Raw genomic sequence first — 14,584 nt, 5'->3', positions numbered from 1 at the left:
TGCCGTGCCGTTGGGCAACAGCATTTCAGTCTGTCTATGGCGAGTACAGAGAAACTTCTTTGTAGGGAGGAATCAGCCGGACTGGGACGGGGACACACATCAATGCAAGTGTCAGCGCTCGTCACATCATCCTGAAGCTGTGCATCTCCACCTAATCACTTGCCCATCTGAATCGGTGCCGCTCGTCGTCTTCGGGGAGCGGGTTAATATTCTGCCGGCCTGTGGCCTGCAGCATGTTTTTCCATCGAGGTTCGCCGGCGTTGCTTCCAGCCTGGCGAAGGCTCTACATCAATGTTTCTGGGAAGGCTGCAATCGCGTCGATCGCGGCTGCCTTCCTGCTGCCTTTTGCGCAGCTCGTCGGACTATAGCAGCATTAATCAAGTGCTTCAATTGCATGAAAAAATGTATCATGCGCCGATGAAAATCGATCAACCCGTTATTTCCGCTGCCGTGCAGACCGACCTGATCAGCGAAGACCAGGCCGGTCAGCGAATCGACAACTATCTGCTGACCCGACTCAAGGGGGCACCGCGCACACTCATTTATCGCATCCTGCGCAAAGGCGAGGTGCGGGTGAATAAAGGCCGCATCAAGCCCGAGTACCGGTTGCGCGCAGGTGACAGCATCCGGATTCCGCCGGTGCGCCTGCCCCAGCCCGATGAGCCGGCGCTGGTGGGGCAGGGCATTCTCAATGCGCTGGAGAGCAACATCCTCTATGAAGACAAAGGGCTGATCGTGGTCAACAAGCCGGCGGGCCTCGCTGTGCATGGTGGCAGCGGGCTGGACTTCGGCGTGATCGAGGCGATGCGCCAGTTGCGTCCCGAACTGCAACAGCTGGAGCTGGTGCATCGGCTGGACCGCGACACCTCTGGCTGCCTGATGATCGCCAAGAAACGCAGCATGTTGCGCCATCTGCATGCTGAGCTGCGTGGTGACGGGCCGGGCAAGGGGGTCACCAAATGCTACCTGGCGCTGGTGCGCGGACGCTGGCCGTCAACGGTGAAGAAGGTGCATGCACCTTTATTGAAAAACAATCTGCGCTCCGGCGAGCGCATGGTCGAGGTCAATCCGGAAGGCAAGGAGTCGCTGACCGAGTTTCGGGTAATCCAGCGCTTCGGTGACTTTGCCACGCTGGTAGAGGCCAGGCCCATCACCGGACGGACCCACCAGATCCGGGTGCATGCCCGGCATGCTGGTCATCCGATTGCCGGTGATCCCAAGTACGGCGATGATGATTTTTCCAGAATCATTCGAGAAAAGGGTGGTAAGCGACTGTTCTTACATGCGGTTTCCCTTTCCGCTGAGCTGCCCGAGGGCGGGCGCCTGGAGGTGTCCGCCGAGCCTGGGACGGTCTGGGACAGAACCCTGAGCCGCTTGAGCGAGGAGTGACATGAATACCCTGATTTTCGACTGGGATGGCACGCTGGCCAATTCCATCGACAATATTGTCGTTGCCATGCAGCGCGCGGCAGTGGATGTGAGTCTGCCGGTGCGCTCGGTACGGGAGGTGCGCGACATCATCGGCCTGGCCCTGCCGGATGCGGTAGCGGTGCTCTACCCGGAGCTGGATGACCCTGCTCAGGCTAAGCAATTGATCCAGGCCTACGCCGATAATTACCTGACGCTGGAACAGAATCCTTCGCCGTTGTTCGAAGGTGTACGCGGCGCGCTGGATATTCTGCGCGGCCGTGGTTTCCATCTGGCCGTGGCGACGGGCAAGGGGCGGCGTGGACTGGATCGTATGCTCGACTCCCACGGTCTGGAAAACTACTTCGATGTGACCCGCTGCGCGGATGAAACCGCCGGCAAGCCGCATCCGCTGATGATTGAACAGATTCTCGCCGAGTTGGACGTAACGCCGGCCGATGCCTGCATGGTTGGCGATAGTGAGTTTGACATCCTCATGGGCCACAATGCCGGCGTGTGTCCGGTAGCAGTGACCTATGGGGCCATGACCCATGCGCAGCTGCTGCGCTGCCAGCCGGTGCATTGCGTGGATTCCTTCGATGAGTTTCATGGCTGGGTCCTGCCGCGATTCCGGACGGGCCAACTGACAGAGGTGTAATAGATGGAACATAACCAATGGACTGAAGGCCCGATGGTCGAGCGCAATGAGCTCAAGGCGCAGAAGGAGGACAAGAAGGCCTGGGAGCTGTTGGAGAAAACCCTGCTGGCTTCGGTGCAGGAACAGCGTCGATCGCGGCGCTGGGGGATTTTCTTCAAGAGTCTGACTTTCCTTTATCTGATCGGCGCGTTGTTTCTGTTTTCCCCGCTCGGCGCCATTGACGGCAGCGGCGCCACTGGCAAGCCACACACGGCGCTGATCGAAGTGCGGGGCGCCATCGCCGACCAGCAGGAAGCCAGTGCCGACAACCTGGTCACCAGTCTGCGGCGAGCGTTCAAGGATGAGCAGACCCGCGGGGTCGTGCTGCGCATCAACAGCCCGGGCGGCAGCCCGGTACAGTCCGGATACGTGTATGACGAGATCAAGCGGCTGCGCGCGCTGAACCCGGAAGTCAAAGTCTACGCGGTGATCGCCGATATCGGTGCTTCAGGGGCCTATTATATTGCTGCAGCGGCGGACGAGATCTATGCCGACAAGGCCAGTCTGGTGGGTTCGATCGGGGTGACGGCGGCCGGTTTCGGTTTTGTCGAGACGCTGGACAAGCTCGGGGTCGAGCGGCGCACCTATACCGCTGGCGAGCACAAGGCCTTCCTCGATCCCTTCCAGCCCGAGCGTCAGGATGAGCGCGAGTTCTGGCAGACGGTGCTGGAGACCACTCATCAGCAGTTTATCGAGCAGGTGAGAGAAGGGCGTGGTGATCGGCTCCAGGAGCATCCGGAGTTGTTCAGCGGGCTGGTCTGGTCCGGTGAGCAGGCGCTGGAACTGGGGCTGATCGATGGGCTGTCCAGCGCCTCGGCAGTGGCTCGGGATATCGTCGGCACCGAAGAGCTGGTCGACTTCACCCACCGCGAGTCGCCTTTCCAGCGCTTTTCGCGCCAACTGGGCACCAGCATCGGCAATACCCTGGCGACCCATCTCGGTCTGGCGGCGCCCGCACTGCGGTAAGGGTCGCCTTCCGGCAAGCCTCTCGCTGCAGTGTATGCCGACCAGCGGGAGCGGATGTTTGAGGCAGAGTCTTACGGCAGCTGCACTCCTTCCTGGCGCAGCATCTCGCACAGCCTGATCAGCGGTAGTCCGATCAGGCTGTTGGGGTCGTCGCCTGCAGGGCGCGGAACAGCGAGATGCCCAGTCCCTCCATTTTGAAGCTGCCGGCACAGTCGTATGGGCGTTCACGCTGCAGGTAACGCTCGATGCTGTTCTCATCCAGCTCGCGGAAGCTGACCTTGAAGGGCTCGCTGGTCAGTTGGTATTGATCGGTGGCGCTGTTGAGCAGGCAAAGCGAGGTGGTGAACTGCACGGTGCGGCCGCTGCAGTGCCTGAGTTGCTCTTTTGCCGCGGCATGGGTCCCAGGTTTGCTGACCGCCAGGCCTTCCAATAGCAAGACCTGGTCCGAACCGATAATCAGGTGATCGTTAAAGCGGCTTGCCAGGGCGCGGGCCTTGTCCAGGGCCAGGCGCAGCGTGAGCTGCTCCGGTGTTTCGCCAGCCCGGGGTGTTTCGTCGACCTCGGGCGCGGCATGCTCGAAGGGAATGCCGAGGCGCTCAAGTAGCGCGCGTCGGTAGGGAGAGCTGGAGGCGAGAACCAGATGGGCCATCTTGGGATCCTTGTGCGATAAATTGCGCTATTCTAGCTTCAGTTGTCCCCGTGACGTCGGTGGCATGGTTTTTTCGGCAAATAGTTTTGACAGCAGCCCCCGCGGTGCCTAGAATTGCGCGCTTATGTCTGGACCCATACCTGCACACATAGAGCCGCGTCGGCTGGTTGACCGTGAAATCGTCCTGAAAGGGACTGTGCCCACCGCCAATATGCCCCGTCTCACCGCCTTGCTTGACGCTCCTGCTGGAGATGTTCAGGTGGAGCTCGCATTTGTGCGGGACGCACAGGGCATCAGCGCCATGCACGGGCATTATCAGGTCGAGGTGGCGCAGATCTGTCAGCGTTGCCTGGAGCAGGTTGTGCTGACGCTGGATACCGAATGTGAGGTGGGTTTTGTAACGAGTGACGAGGCGGCGAAGAATCTGCCTCGCCATTATGAACCGGTTATTGTGGATGACGAGGCGCTCGATCTGCACGCGCTGATCGAGGACGAACTGCTGCTGGCCTTGCCCGCAGTGCCGATGCATCCGATGGAAACATGTCAGCACCCGCCAGGCTTTCAGCCTGATACTGCGGAGCCTGAGGAAGAAGCTGAAAAGCCCAACCCCTTCAGTGTGTTGGCCAAGTTGAAACGTGATACCTGAAGCTTAGGAGCTTAAAGTCATGGCTGTACAGCAGAACAAAAAGTCTCGTTCCGCACGTGGTATGCGTCGTTCGCACGATGCACTGACCTCGGCGGCTCTGTCCGTAGATCAAACTACTGGCGAGACTCACCTCCGTCACCACGTGTCCCCGGACGGCTTCTATCGTGGTCGTCAGGTGGTCAACAAGGACAACGACGAATAAGTCTTGTCCACGTCAGTCCGCTTAGCGATTGATGTGATGGGCGGGGACTTCGGTCCCCGTTGCATTATCCCCGCCGTTGCCCGCTGCCTTCAGCAGATTCCTGGGTTCAACGTCGTTCTGGTCGGTTCGCCCGAACCGATGGCCAGCCTCTCCCGTGAATACCGCCTGCCTGACGATCGTGTCAGCTTCGTCCATACCTCCGAAACCATTCTCGCCGACGATCTGCCTGCCAGCGTGCTGCGCAGCAAGCGTGATGCGTCCATGCGCGTGGTCATCGAGCAGGTGCGTGACGGCGTGGCCGATGGCTGTCTGAGTGCGGGTAATACCGGTGCGCTGATGGTGCTGGGAAAAACCCTGCTGGGAACGGTGGAAGGTATTCAGCGGCCGGCGATCATGGCGGCTTTGCCGGTAGCCGGCAAGTTCTGCCATGTACTCGATCTGGGGGCCAATGTCGATTGCTCGGCGCGGCAGCTGTTCGAATTTGCCGTGATGGGCTCCGAAGCGGTGGCCGAGCTGACTGATATCGAGCGACCGCGGGTCGGGTTGTTGAACATCGGTAGCGAAATCAACAAGGGTTCCCTGCGGGTGCGTGAAGTATCCGAGCTGTTGCGTGATAGCCGTTCGCTGAATTATATCGGTCATATAGAAGGTCACGAGCTGTTTCAGGACCGTGCCGATGTGGTGGTCTGTGACGGCTTTGTCGGCAATGTGGTGCTCAAGGCCAGCGAAGGGCTGGCTGGTTATATGCAGGATGAGTTGCGCCGGGCCTTGTCCGGCAGCTTCGCGCTGCGTTTGCTGGCGCCGCTGCTGCGGCGGGCATTGAAGCCGATGGGCGAACGCCTGGACCCCGGTCAGCATAATGGAGCGGTGCTGCTCGGACTGCAGGGTGTCGTGGTCAAGAGTCACGGCAATGCCGATCAGACTGCCCTGGAAGTGGCCATCGGGCAGGCAGTGCGCGCCTGTCAGTCGCAGATGCCGCAGCGCATCGCCGCGCGCCTGGCACGTTGCCGGGGCGAACTCTTGTGACCCGTCTGACCAGTGGGTCATCTCAGACGGAAGACTTAATCAATGAATGACAACAATGAGGAAAGTTGCATGACTCAAACCCTCGCTTTCGTATTTCCCGGACAGGGTTCCCAGGCGGTCGGCATGCTGGCTGGCCTGGCGGAGCAGCATAGTCTGATTGGCGACACCTTTGTCGAGGCCAGTGATGCGCTGGGCTACGACCTGTGGCAACTTTGCCAGCAAGGCCCGGACACCGAGCTGAATCGGACCGACCGCACCCAGCCGGCAATCCTGGCGGCGTCCGTTGCCCTGTGGCGCCTGTGGCAGGCTAACAGCGATGTTCGTCCGGCCTTCGTTGCCGGCCACAGTCTGGGTGAGTACTCCGCCCTGGTGGCTGCCGAGGTTATCGGCTTTGCCGACGCGCTGCGTCTGGTCGAGCGTCGTGGCCAGTTGATGCAGCAGGCCGTGCCGGAAGGCGAGGGTGGCATGGCGGCGATTCTCGGGCTGACCGATGAGCAGATCATCCAGCTGTGCGCCGAGGCGGGCCAGGGTGAAGTGGTCAGTGCGGTCAACTTCAACGCGCCTGGCCAGGTGGTCATCGCTGGTCAGGCGGCCGCCGTGCAGCGTGCCATTGACGCCTGCAAGGCCGCCGGCGCCAAGCGTGCCATCGCGCTGCCGGTCAGCGTACCGTCCCACTGCGCACTGATGCGGCCGGCCGCTGAGCAGCTGGCGCAGGATTTCGCCGGCCTGACCTGGAATCAGCCGCAGATCACTCTGGTGCAGAACGTGACGGCGCGCCCGGCAGCGGATCTCGACGGTCTGCGCCAGCAGCTGGTCGAGCAGCTGTACAGCCCGGTGCGTTGGGTCGAAAGCATCGAATACATCGCTGCCCAGGGTGTCACTGACATGGTCGAATGCGGTCCTGGCAAGGTATTGTCGGGCCTGAACAAGCGCTGCGCCAAAGGTGTGGCCACCCATAATCTGGATAGTGTCGAGGGTTTTTCCGACGCTGTCGCCCGTGTTGCCGAAGGAGCTTGATATGAGTCTGGAAGGAAAAGTTGCCCTGGTTACCGGTGCCAGTCGTGGTATCGGGCAGGCCATTGCCCATGCGCTGGCTGCCCAGGGAGCCATTGTAGTCGGTACTGCCACCAGTGACGCCGGCGCCCAGTCCATTGCCGAAAAACTGGCCGCCGCAGGCTACCAGGGCACCGGTCTGAAGCTGGATGTACGCGACCCGGCCTCGGTTGCCGAGGTGCTGGAGCGCATCGCTGAGGATTATGCAGCGCCGGCGATTCTGGTCAATAATGCCGGCATCACCGCCGATAACCTGCTCATGCGTATGAAAGATGATGAGTGGGATGATGTCATCAGCACCAACCTGGGCTCGGTTTACCGTCTGTCCAAGGCTGTGCTGCGGGGCATGACCAAAGCGCGTTGGGGCCGTATCATCTGCATCAGTTCGGTGGTTGCCGGTATGGGCAACGGCGGTCAATCCAACTATGCTGCGGCCAAGGCCGGCATGGAGGGCTTTGCCCGTGCACTGGCCCGTGAGGTCGGTTCACGCGGAATCACCGTGAATGCGGTGGCACCTGGATTCATTGATACGGACATGACCCGGGCGCTGAATGACAATCAGCGGTCGGTCATGCTCGAACAGATTCCACTGGGGCGCCTCGGCCAAGCCGAGGAAATTGCTGCAGTGGTAGCATTTCTTGCCGGTGAGCCGGCTGGATACATTACCGGGGCAACTATCCCGGTAAATGGCGGTATGTTCATGGGTTGATCTTCGGCTGCTTTTGGGCAGTCGGGGCTTTGACTAGTGGGAATCCGGCCTCTCTGGGCCGGGCCATTTTGACACAGAAGCATTTCCAGCTTGAAATCTCGGGAATTCTTTCTATAAACTACCCGCAGTCCGGCTTATCGGAACTGCAAAATCAGGAGTGAGAACAAGGTATGAGTACCATCGAAGAGCGCGTCAAGAAAATCGTTGCCGAGCAGCTCGGCGTCAAAGAAGAAGAAGTAACCAACAGTGCTTCCTTTGTTGAAGATCTTGGCGCTGACTCCCTTGACACCGTTGAGCTGGTGATGGCTCTCGAAGAAGAATTCGAGACCGAAATTCCGGATGAAGAAGCCGAGAAGATCACCACCGTGCAGGAAGCAATCAACTACGTGAACTCGCACCAGAAGTAATCACGCAGTCTGCTTGCAGGTCGAAAAGGCCGCAGTCCTGATATCAGAGCTGCGGCCTTTTTGTTCGTGTTCGCTTTGCAGTAGTTCCCCTGAAATAACTGGTGACGGACGGCCGATAATCATTCAGTTGCCGCGCCGCCCCTTTATGCGGACAATAGCCCGCTGTCGAACGAGTTGAATTAAGGAGTCTCCCTTGTCGCGTAGACGCGTCGTGGTAACCGGCCTGGGCATGTTGAGCCCGCTGGGGAATACGGTTGAAAGCAGCTGGCAGGCGGCTTTGGCAGGCAAGAGCGGTATCGCGCCGATCGAGCATATGGACGTCAGTGCCTTCAGTACCCGTTTTGGTGGCTCCATTCGCGATTTCGATATCGAGCCTTACATGTCGGCCAAGGAGGCACGCAAGCTGGATCTGTTCATCCAGTACGGCATTGCTGCGTGCATCCAGGCGATGAATGATGCGGGGCTGGATATTACCGATGACAACCGCGACCGCATCGGCGTGTCCATGGGCTCTGGTATCGGCGGTCTGACCAATATCGAGCGCAATCACGAGTTGCTGCTCAACAGCGGCCCGCGTCGTATCTCGCCGTTCTTCGTGCCTGGCTCGATTGTCAACATGGTGGCCGGTTATCTGTCCATCCAGTATGGACTGCGTGGGCCGAACTATGCGCTGACGACCGCCTGCACCACGGGTACCCACAGCATCGGCATGGCCGCGCGCAACATCGCCTATGGCGAAGCGGACGTGATGATCGCTGGTGGTTCCGAAATGGCTACCAGCGGCCTGGGCCTCGGTGGCTTCAGCGCTGCCCGCGCGCTGTCGACCCGCAACGAAGACCCGACCCGCGCCAGCCGTCCGTGGGATGCCGAACGTGATGGCTTCGTGCTGTCCGACGGTTCCGGCGCCATGGTGCTGGAAGAGTATGAGCATGCCAAGGCCCGCGGTGCGCATATCCATGCCGAGTTGATCGGTTTCGGTATGAGCGGCGACGGTTTCCACATGACCGCGCCGCCGGAAGATGGCCGCGGTGCAGCCATGTGCATGGGCAATGCCCTGCGTGATGCCGATGTGGCGCCAGAACAGGTTGGCTACATCAACGCCCACGGCACCTCGACCCTGGCCGGCGACCTGGCTGAAACCCGCGCGGTGGCAACCGTGTTCGGTGACCACGCCTGTAAACTGGCCATGAGCTCGACCAAGTCCATGACCGGTCATTTGTTGGGCGCCGCCGGCGCAGTCGAGGCGATTTTCAGTGTGCTCGCCCTGCGTGACCAGGTGGCACCGCCGACCATCAATCTGGACAACCCGGGTGAGGGCTGCAACCTCGATTACGTGGCCCATGAAGCCCAGGCTCGCCAGCTGGACGTGGTGATATCCAACTCCTTCGGCTTTGGTGGCACCAACGGCAGCCTGGTGTTCCGCCGCCTCTGATGGACATCACCGGGATGGCCGCAACCCGCGTCGCCGAATGCCTGGTCAATGGTGTGCCGACCAGTGCTGTTTCGGCCCGCGATCGCGGCCTGGCCTACGGTGACGGACTGTTCGAGACCATTCTGGTTCGCGGCGGCAAGCCGACGCTGGCAGAGTGGCATTTCCAGCGGCTGGCATTGGGGGCGCAGGCCCTGCGCCTGCCTGTGGATCTAGCGGTGATCCGCAGCGAAGTCGAGCAGCAGGCGCTGCTGCTCGGTGACGGGCTCTTCAAACTGATCATCACCCGCGGTGAGTCCCTGCGTGGCTACGCCATGCCACAGCAACCTCAGGTGACGCGCATTCTCCAATCCTCTCCACTGCCGAGCTATCCCGCACAACATGCCGAGCAGGGCGTTTGCCTGTATCCCTGCGCCACCCGGCTGGGCGATCAACCCATGCTGGCGGGTCTCAAGCACCTCAATCGGCTGGAGCAGGTCCTGGCGCGCAGTGAATGGCAGGATTCAGTCCACGCAGAAGGGCTGGTGTGTAATCTCGCTGGCGACCCCATCGAAGGCACCATGAGCAATCTGTTCATGCGGCTGGATGATCGATGGGTGACGCCTGCGCTCGATCGATGCGGCGTGCGGGGCGTGATGCGCGGCTTCCTGATCGAGCAGTTGGCGGCGCAAGGTGACGCCGTAGAGGAGCGTTCGATATCTTTTGACGAACTGTTGCGCAGCACCGAGGTGTTCTGTTGCAACAGCGTATTCGGTGTCTGGCCGGTGGTGGCGCTGGCAGACTGGCAATGGCCCGTCGGCGTCCATACCCGCGACATCCAGACCCTGGCTAAGCAGGTCCTAATGTGAAGTGGTTTATAAGGTTTTTAATGAAAGCTGCTGTTTTTTCAGTGGTTTTGTTGGCTGGCGCTGGGCTCTGGGGATACTACACCCTGAATTCCACGCTGGATCAGTCGTTGCAAATCAAGGTCGCAGATACGCTGGACGTTCCGCCTGGCAGCACGCCCGCCCGGGTGTTCTCCAGCCTGGAGCAACGTGGAGTGATCGAGCGGTCCAGCTGGATACGCCGTTACTGGCAATGGCAGATGCCGGACACCGTATTGCAGGTCGGCGAGTATCGACTCACGCCCGGCATGACGGTGCAGCAGTTGCTGGCATTGCTGCAACGAGGTGAGGTGATACAGCGCAGCGTTACCCTGGTCGAAGGCTGGAACTTCAGCCAATTTCGCGCTGCTTTGGCCAAGGCCGAACGGCTGCAGCACAGCTTGTCCGACGAACTGAGCAACGCCCAGGTAATGGCCGAGCTGAACCTGACGGAAGATCACCCGGAAGGCATGTTCTTCCCTGATACCTACCGGTACACGCTGGGTATGAGTGATCGCGACATCCTGCTGCGCGCCCATCAGCGCATGCAGCAGGAGCTGGAGGCAGCCTGGGAGCAGCGTGGCGAGGGGTTGCCGATCGATACGCCCTACGAGGCGCTGATTCTGGCATCGATCATCGAAAAGGAAACCGGTGTACCCCATGAGCGCGGCGAGATTGCCGGCGTGTTCACCCGCCGCTTGCAGATGGGCATGCGCCTGCAGACTGACCCGACAGTGATCTATGGTATGGGCGAAGACTGGCAGGGCAAGATCCGCCGCAGCGACCTGCGCCGGCCGACACCTTACAACACCTACACCATCGACGGGCTGCCGCCAACGCCCATCGCCATGCCTGGTCGCGAAGCGCTGCTTGCCGCAGTCAATCCGACCCCAGGCAAGTCGCTGTATTTCGTGGCCCGGGGGGATGGCTCCCATGTCTTCTCCGAGACCCTGCAGCAGCACAACCGCGCGGTCCGCCACTATCAGATTCTGCAGCGGGCCCCCAACTATCGCTCCAGCCCGCCTCCGGCGGAGCCAGTAAAAGACAGCGGGGCGGCGCAATGAGCGGACTGTTCATCACCTTCGAAGGCCCGGAAGGGGCTGGCAAGTCCACCAACCTCAAGGTCTTTGCCCAGGCGCTGGCCGAGCGGGGTTGCGCGCCGTTGATCACGCGTGAGCCGGGCGGCACGCCGCTGGCCGAGCGTATCCGCGACGTGCTGCTGAGCCTGCATGAGGAGCCGATGCACGCGGATACCGAACTGCTGCTCATGTTCGCCGCCCGCGCCCAGCACCTCAACGGCCTGATCCGCCCGGCGCTGGCCGAGGGGCGGGTGGTGATCAGTGACCGCTTCACCGATGCCACCTATGCCTATCAGGGCGGCGGCCGCGGTATCGATCCGCAGCGTATCGCCGCGCTGGAGAACTGGGTCCAGGGCGACCTGCGCCCCGATCTGGTGATCATCTTCGATGTGCCGGTGGAGCTGGGCATGGCCCGGGCCCGGGCCCGCAGCGAGCTGGACCGCTTCGAGCGCGAACAGCAGGCATTCTTCGAAGCGGTCCGCGGCAGCTACCTGCAACGCGCAGCGGCTGATCCGCAACGCTATCGGGTGATCGACGCCAGTGGCGATCTCGACTCGGTGCGCCAGGCCATGCAACCCCTGATTGATGAAGTGCTGGAGCGCTCATGACTGATCAGGCCGTCAGTCCTTGCCCCTGGCATCTGCCGGTCTGGGATGCCCTGACCGCCGGCAGCCGGCATGCCCATGCCTTTTTGTTCGCCGGGCTGCCAGGGGTCGGCAAGCGGCTGTTCGCCGAGGCCTTCGCCGCCCACCTGTTGTGTTTGCAGCCGCAGTCCGGGCGTGCCTGTGGCCAGTGCCGCAGTTGCCATTTACGCCAGGCGGGCAGCCACCCTGATCGGTTGGTGGTGGAGCCGGAAGAGCAGGGCAAGGCCATCCGCATCGATGCAATCCGCCAGCTTGGCGATTTCATGGGGCAGACGGCGCAGCAGGGTGGCCGCAAGGTCATCATCCTGCATCCAGCCGAGGCGATGAACCTGAACGCTGCCAACGCCTTGCTCAAGTCCCTGGAAGAGCCTACTTCCGATACCTATCTGTTGCTGGTCAGTGATCAGCCCAGTCGATTGCTGCCGACCATCCGCAGCCGCTGCCGGGTACAGCCACTGGTCACTCCCGGCCACGCCGAGGCGATGGCCTGGCTGCAGCACAGTCTTCCGGACCTGGATGCCGAGCAGCACGGCGCGTTGCTGTTGATGGCCGGTGGTGCCCCCCTGCGCGCAATTGCCCTGCATGAGATGGACGCCGCCAGCCTGCGTCAACAGGTAGTGGAGGGCGTCAAGGCGCTGTTGAAGAACCAGCAATCGGCCTCCCAACTGGCCGAGCGCTGGCCGAACCTGCCGCTGGAGTTGCTGGCCGACTGGTTCTGTGACTGGACGCTGGATCTGCTGCGGCTCAAGACCGGAGCCATGGAAGTTCCGGTCAATACCGATATGGACAAGGTACTGCCCTACATGGCGCGCCACCTGCAATTGCCCGCGTTGCTCAACTGGCAGAGCTGGCTGCTGCAACATCGGGGCATGCTGCTGGGCAAAGCCAACCTCAATCGGGTGCTGTTTATCGAAACGCTGCTGATCCAGTGGAAACAGTTGCTGGAAAGACGCTAGTCTAGATGGCAGACCCATGCCGAGTATCAACAAGGACAACGATATGAGCATTGCGACTGCGCCAGGACCCCGCAACGGCATTCTTTCACTGACGATCAAGGACAAGTCAGTGCTGTATGCGGCTTACATGCCTTTTGTAAAACACGGCGGGATGTTCATTCCCACCAACAAGACCTATCGCCTGGGCGATGAGGTCTTCATGCTGCTGAACCTGATGGAAGAACCGGAGAAGATCCCGGTGGCAGGCAAGGTCATCTGGGTTACCCGCGGGCGCCCAGGGCAACCGTGCAGCCGGTATCGGAGTCCAGTTCAGTGATCAGGACAATACCGCCCGCAGCAAAATCGAAACCTACCTGGCCGGCGCGCTCAAATCCGACCGCCCGACCCATACCATGTGACCATGCTGATAGATTCCCACTGCCATCTCGACCGCCTCGACCTCACTGCCCATGACGGCTCTCTCGACAACGCTCTGAATGCTGCGCGCGAGCGTGGTGTCGGCAAGTTTCTCTGTATCGGCGTGGACGCCGCCAACGCGCCGGTGGTCAAGCAGTTGGCCGAGCAGTACGACGATGTCTGGTGCAGCGTAGGGATACATCCCCTGGACCTGACGCGTAATGATCCGACCGATCTTGCCTGGTTACTGGAGGCGCTGGAGCATCCGCGAGTAGCCGCCATCGGTGAGACTGGCCTGGATTATCACTACGAGCCGGACATGGCCCAGGCGCAGCAGGACTCCTTCCGCTATCACCTGCAGGCTGCCGCCACCACTGGCAAGCCAGTGATCATCCACACCCGCGAAGCGCGGGAGGATACCCTGACCATGCTCCGCGAGGCAGACCTGCCCAATGCCGGAGTACTGCACTGCTTCACTGAGGACTGGGACATGGCGCGGGCGGCGCTGGATCTCGGCTACTACATTTCCCTATCTGGCATCGTCACCTTTCGCAATGCCGATGCGCTGCGGGACGTGGCGCGGCGGATTCCCGCCGATCGGTTGCTGGTCGAAACGGATTCACCCTACCTGGCACCAGTGCCGCACCGCGGCAAGCCGAACGAGCCGCAATTCGTCTGCGAGGTGGCTGCCTTTCTTGCCGAGTTGCGCGGCGAGCAACTGGAGCGCCTCTGGGAGAACACCACGGCCAACTTTCACCGGCTGTTCCCCCTGACGGCTGTCTGAATCAACGGGTCAGCTTGCTGGCAATCTGCGCTACATGCTGGCCCTGATGACGTGCAATGCCCAGTTCCCGTTCATCCGGCTGGCGTGAGCCATCGCCACCAGCAATGGTCGAGGCGCCATAGGGAGTGCCGCCGCCCACCTGGGATATATCGAACAGTGCGGGGGTGGTATAGCCGACAGGCACTATCACCATGCCGTGGTGCGCCAGGGTGGTCCAGGTGGAGGTGATGGTCATCTCCTGGCCGCCGCCAGTGCCGGTAGAGGTGAACACGCTGGCCACCTTGCCTGCCAACGCACCCTTGGCCCAGAGACCGCCGGTCTGGTCGAGGAAGTTGCGCATCTGCCCGGACATGTTGCCGAAACGGGTCGGTGTGCCAAAGATGATGGCATCGTAGTCGGCCAGTTCCGCCGGGCGGGCTTGGGGGGCCTGCTGATCGGTCTTGCCGCCCGCTGCGGCAAAGGCCTCGGCGGGCATGGTTTCCGGCACACGCTTGATGTCGACTTCGACACCGGGAACCTGACGTGCGCCCTCGGCGACGGCATTGGCCATGGTTTCGATATGGCCGTACATGGAATGGTATAGCACCAGTAGCTTGGTCATTATTGCTTCCTCTGTCGTTATGGTACTCAGTGATTCAACCCATTGGAGTTGCGCCTCTGGCGCATCGTTC

16 protein-coding genes and 2 pseudogenes are annotated in these 14,584 nt (G+C 61.2%); 16 read left to right on the top strand and 2 right to left on the bottom strand.

What is annotated here, in order from left to right:
- The first annotated feature begins 417 nt into the window (after positions 1-417).
- Genes rluC through sppA form a run of 3 tightly spaced genes read left to right on the top strand, consistent with a single transcriptional unit; the run spans position 418 to position 3,070 of the window.
- A complete protein-coding gene (gene rluC, locus QAO71_RS08860; protein ID WP_036990299.1) occupies positions 418-1,389 on the top strand; it encodes a 23S rRNA pseudouridine(955/2504/2580) synthase RluC in 972 nt (323 codons plus the stop codon).
- Between the two features lies 1 nt (position 1,390).
- Positions 1,391-2,065, top strand: a complete 675-nt coding sequence (locus QAO71_RS08855; protein ID WP_051610821.1) for an HAD-IA family hydrolase — start codon at positions 1,391-1,393, stop codon at positions 2,063-2,065.
- Positions 2,066-2,098: 33 nt separating this feature from the next.
- On the top strand, positions 2,099-3,070 hold the full coding sequence (sppA, locus tag QAO71_RS08850; protein WP_036989670.1) for a signal peptide peptidase SppA: 972 nt from the start codon (positions 2,099-2,101) through the stop codon (positions 3,068-3,070).
- Between the two features lie 71 nt (positions 3,071-3,141).
- Here sppA and QAO71_RS08845 read toward each other — a convergent pair.
- A pseudogene (locus QAO71_RS08845) lies at positions 3,142-3,719 on the bottom strand (Maf family nucleotide pyrophosphatase).
- Positions 3,720-3,978: 259 nt separating this feature from the next.
- Between QAO71_RS08845 and QAO71_RS08840 the strand changes: the two are divergent.
- From QAO71_RS08840 to QAO71_RS08780, 13 genes and pseudogenes are all read left to right on the top strand, one after another.
- Positions 3,979-4,365: a YceD family protein gene (locus QAO71_RS08840; RefSeq protein ID WP_280164192.1), complete on the top strand. Its 387-nt coding sequence runs from the start codon at positions 3,979-3,981 to the stop codon at positions 4,363-4,365.
- A gap of 19 nt (positions 4,366-4,384) precedes the next feature.
- On the top strand, positions 4,385-4,567 hold the full coding sequence (rpmF, locus tag QAO71_RS08835) for a 50S ribosomal protein L32 (protein ID WP_074778555.1): 183 nt from the start codon (positions 4,385-4,387) through the stop codon (positions 4,565-4,567).
- 3 nt (positions 4,568-4,570) lie between these two features.
- Positions 4,571-5,593: a phosphate acyltransferase PlsX gene (plsX, locus tag QAO71_RS08830; RefSeq protein WP_280164191.1), complete on the top strand. Its 1,023-nt coding sequence runs from the start codon at positions 4,571-4,573 to the stop codon at positions 5,591-5,593.
- Positions 5,594-5,662: 69 nt separating this feature from the next.
- Positions 5,663-6,610: an ACP S-malonyltransferase gene (gene fabD, locus QAO71_RS08825; RefSeq protein WP_036990302.1), complete on the top strand. Its 948-nt coding sequence runs from the start codon at positions 5,663-5,665 to the stop codon at positions 6,608-6,610.
- Between the two features lies 1 nt (position 6,611).
- On the top strand, positions 6,612-7,355 hold the full coding sequence (fabG, locus tag QAO71_RS08820) for a 3-oxoacyl-ACP reductase FabG (protein WP_036989675.1): 744 nt from the start codon (positions 6,612-6,614) through the stop codon (positions 7,353-7,355).
- A gap of 170 nt (positions 7,356-7,525) precedes the next feature.
- Positions 7,526-7,762 carry an acyl carrier protein gene (gene acpP / locus QAO71_RS08815; RefSeq protein ID WP_036989676.1) on the top strand — a complete coding sequence of 79 codons (237 nt, stop codon included), beginning with the start codon at positions 7,526-7,528 and terminating at the stop codon, positions 7,760-7,762.
- A gap of 193 nt (positions 7,763-7,955) precedes the next feature.
- Positions 7,956-9,194, top strand: a complete 1,239-nt coding sequence (fabF, locus tag QAO71_RS08810) for a beta-ketoacyl-ACP synthase II (protein WP_036989677.1) — start codon at positions 7,956-7,958, stop codon at positions 9,192-9,194.
- 14 nt (positions 9,195-9,208) lie between these two features.
- Positions 9,209-10,039, top strand: coding sequence for an aminodeoxychorismate lyase (pabC, locus tag QAO71_RS08805; protein WP_036990304.1), 831 nt, complete (start codon positions 9,209-9,211; stop codon positions 10,037-10,039).
- A gap of 20 nt (positions 10,040-10,059) precedes the next feature.
- Entirely contained in the window at positions 10,060-11,118 is a 1,059-nt protein-coding gene (mltG, locus tag QAO71_RS08800; RefSeq protein WP_036989678.1) for an endolytic transglycosylase MltG, read from the top strand.
- Positions 11,115-11,741, top strand: a complete 627-nt coding sequence (gene tmk, locus QAO71_RS08795) for a dTMP kinase (RefSeq protein WP_036989679.1) — start codon at positions 11,115-11,117, stop codon at positions 11,739-11,741. The genes mltG and tmk overlap by 4 nt, the downstream gene beginning before the upstream one ends.
- Complete coding sequence (locus tag QAO71_RS08790; RefSeq protein ID WP_280164190.1) at positions 11,738-12,733, top strand: DNA polymerase III subunit delta'; 996 nt, start codon at positions 11,738-11,740, stop codon at positions 12,731-12,733. The genes tmk and QAO71_RS08790 overlap by 4 nt, the downstream gene beginning before the upstream one ends.
- A gap of 43 nt (positions 12,734-12,776) precedes the next feature.
- Positions 12,777-13,131 (top strand): annotated as a pseudogene (locus QAO71_RS08785) (PilZ domain-containing protein).
- A gap of 2 nt (positions 13,132-13,133) precedes the next feature.
- Positions 13,134-13,913 (top strand): TatD family hydrolase, encoded by a 780-nt coding sequence (locus tag QAO71_RS08780; RefSeq protein WP_036989680.1) that lies wholly within the window; start codon positions 13,134-13,136, stop codon positions 13,911-13,913.
- Between the two features lies 1 nt (position 13,914).
- Here the strand turns inward: QAO71_RS08780 and wrbA are convergent, their stop codons facing one another.
- Positions 13,915-14,514 (bottom strand): NAD(P)H:quinone oxidoreductase, encoded by a 600-nt coding sequence (gene wrbA, locus QAO71_RS08775; RefSeq protein WP_036989681.1) that lies wholly within the window; start codon positions 14,512-14,514, stop codon positions 13,915-13,917.
- Between the last annotated feature and the right edge of the window lie 70 nt (positions 14,515-14,584).

The organism is Halopseudomonas sp. SMJS2 (assembly GCF_029866945.1).
GTDB lineage: Bacteria > Pseudomonadota > Gammaproteobacteria > Pseudomonadales > Pseudomonadaceae > Halopseudomonas > Halopseudomonas bauzanensis.
This window is presented reverse-complemented; position numbering and strand designations above follow the sequence as displayed.

Coding starts and splice junctions, on each gene's coding strand:
- acpP (WP_036989676.1), top strand. CDS start 7,526: ATGAGTACCATCGAAGAGCGCGTCAAGAAAATCGTTGCCGAGCAGCTC.
- fabD (WP_036990302.1), top strand. CDS start 5,663: ATGACTCAAACCCTCGCTTTCGTATTTCCCGGACAGGGTTCCCAGGCG.
- rluC (WP_036990299.1), top strand. CDS start 418: ATGAAAATCGATCAACCCGTTATTTCCGCTGCCGTGCAGACCGACCTG.
- sppA (WP_036989670.1), top strand. CDS start 2,099: ATGGTCGAGCGCAATGAGCTCAAGGCGCAGAAGGAGGACAAGAAGGCC.
- rpmF (WP_074778555.1), top strand. CDS start 4,385: ATGGCTGTACAGCAGAACAAAAAGTCTCGTTCCGCACGTGGTATGCGT.
- wrbA (WP_036989681.1), bottom strand. CDS start 14,514: ATGACCAAGCTACTGGTGCTATACCATTCCATGTACGGCCATATCGAA.
- QAO71_RS08855 (WP_051610821.1), top strand. CDS start 1,391: ATGAATACCCTGATTTTCGACTGGGATGGCACGCTGGCCAATTCCATC.
- tmk (WP_036989679.1), top strand. CDS start 11,115: ATGAGCGGACTGTTCATCACCTTCGAAGGCCCGGAAGGGGCTGGCAAG.
- fabG (WP_036989675.1), top strand. CDS start 6,612: ATGAGTCTGGAAGGAAAAGTTGCCCTGGTTACCGGTGCCAGTCGTGGT.
- QAO71_RS08790 (WP_280164190.1), top strand. CDS start 11,738: ATGACTGATCAGGCCGTCAGTCCTTGCCCCTGGCATCTGCCGGTCTGG.
- QAO71_RS08780 (WP_036989680.1), top strand. CDS start 13,134: ATGCTGATAGATTCCCACTGCCATCTCGACCGCCTCGACCTCACTGCC.
- pabC (WP_036990304.1), top strand. CDS start 9,209: ATGGCCGCAACCCGCGTCGCCGAATGCCTGGTCAATGGTGTGCCGACC.
- mltG (WP_036989678.1), top strand. CDS start 10,060: ATGAAAGCTGCTGTTTTTTCAGTGGTTTTGTTGGCTGGCGCTGGGCTC.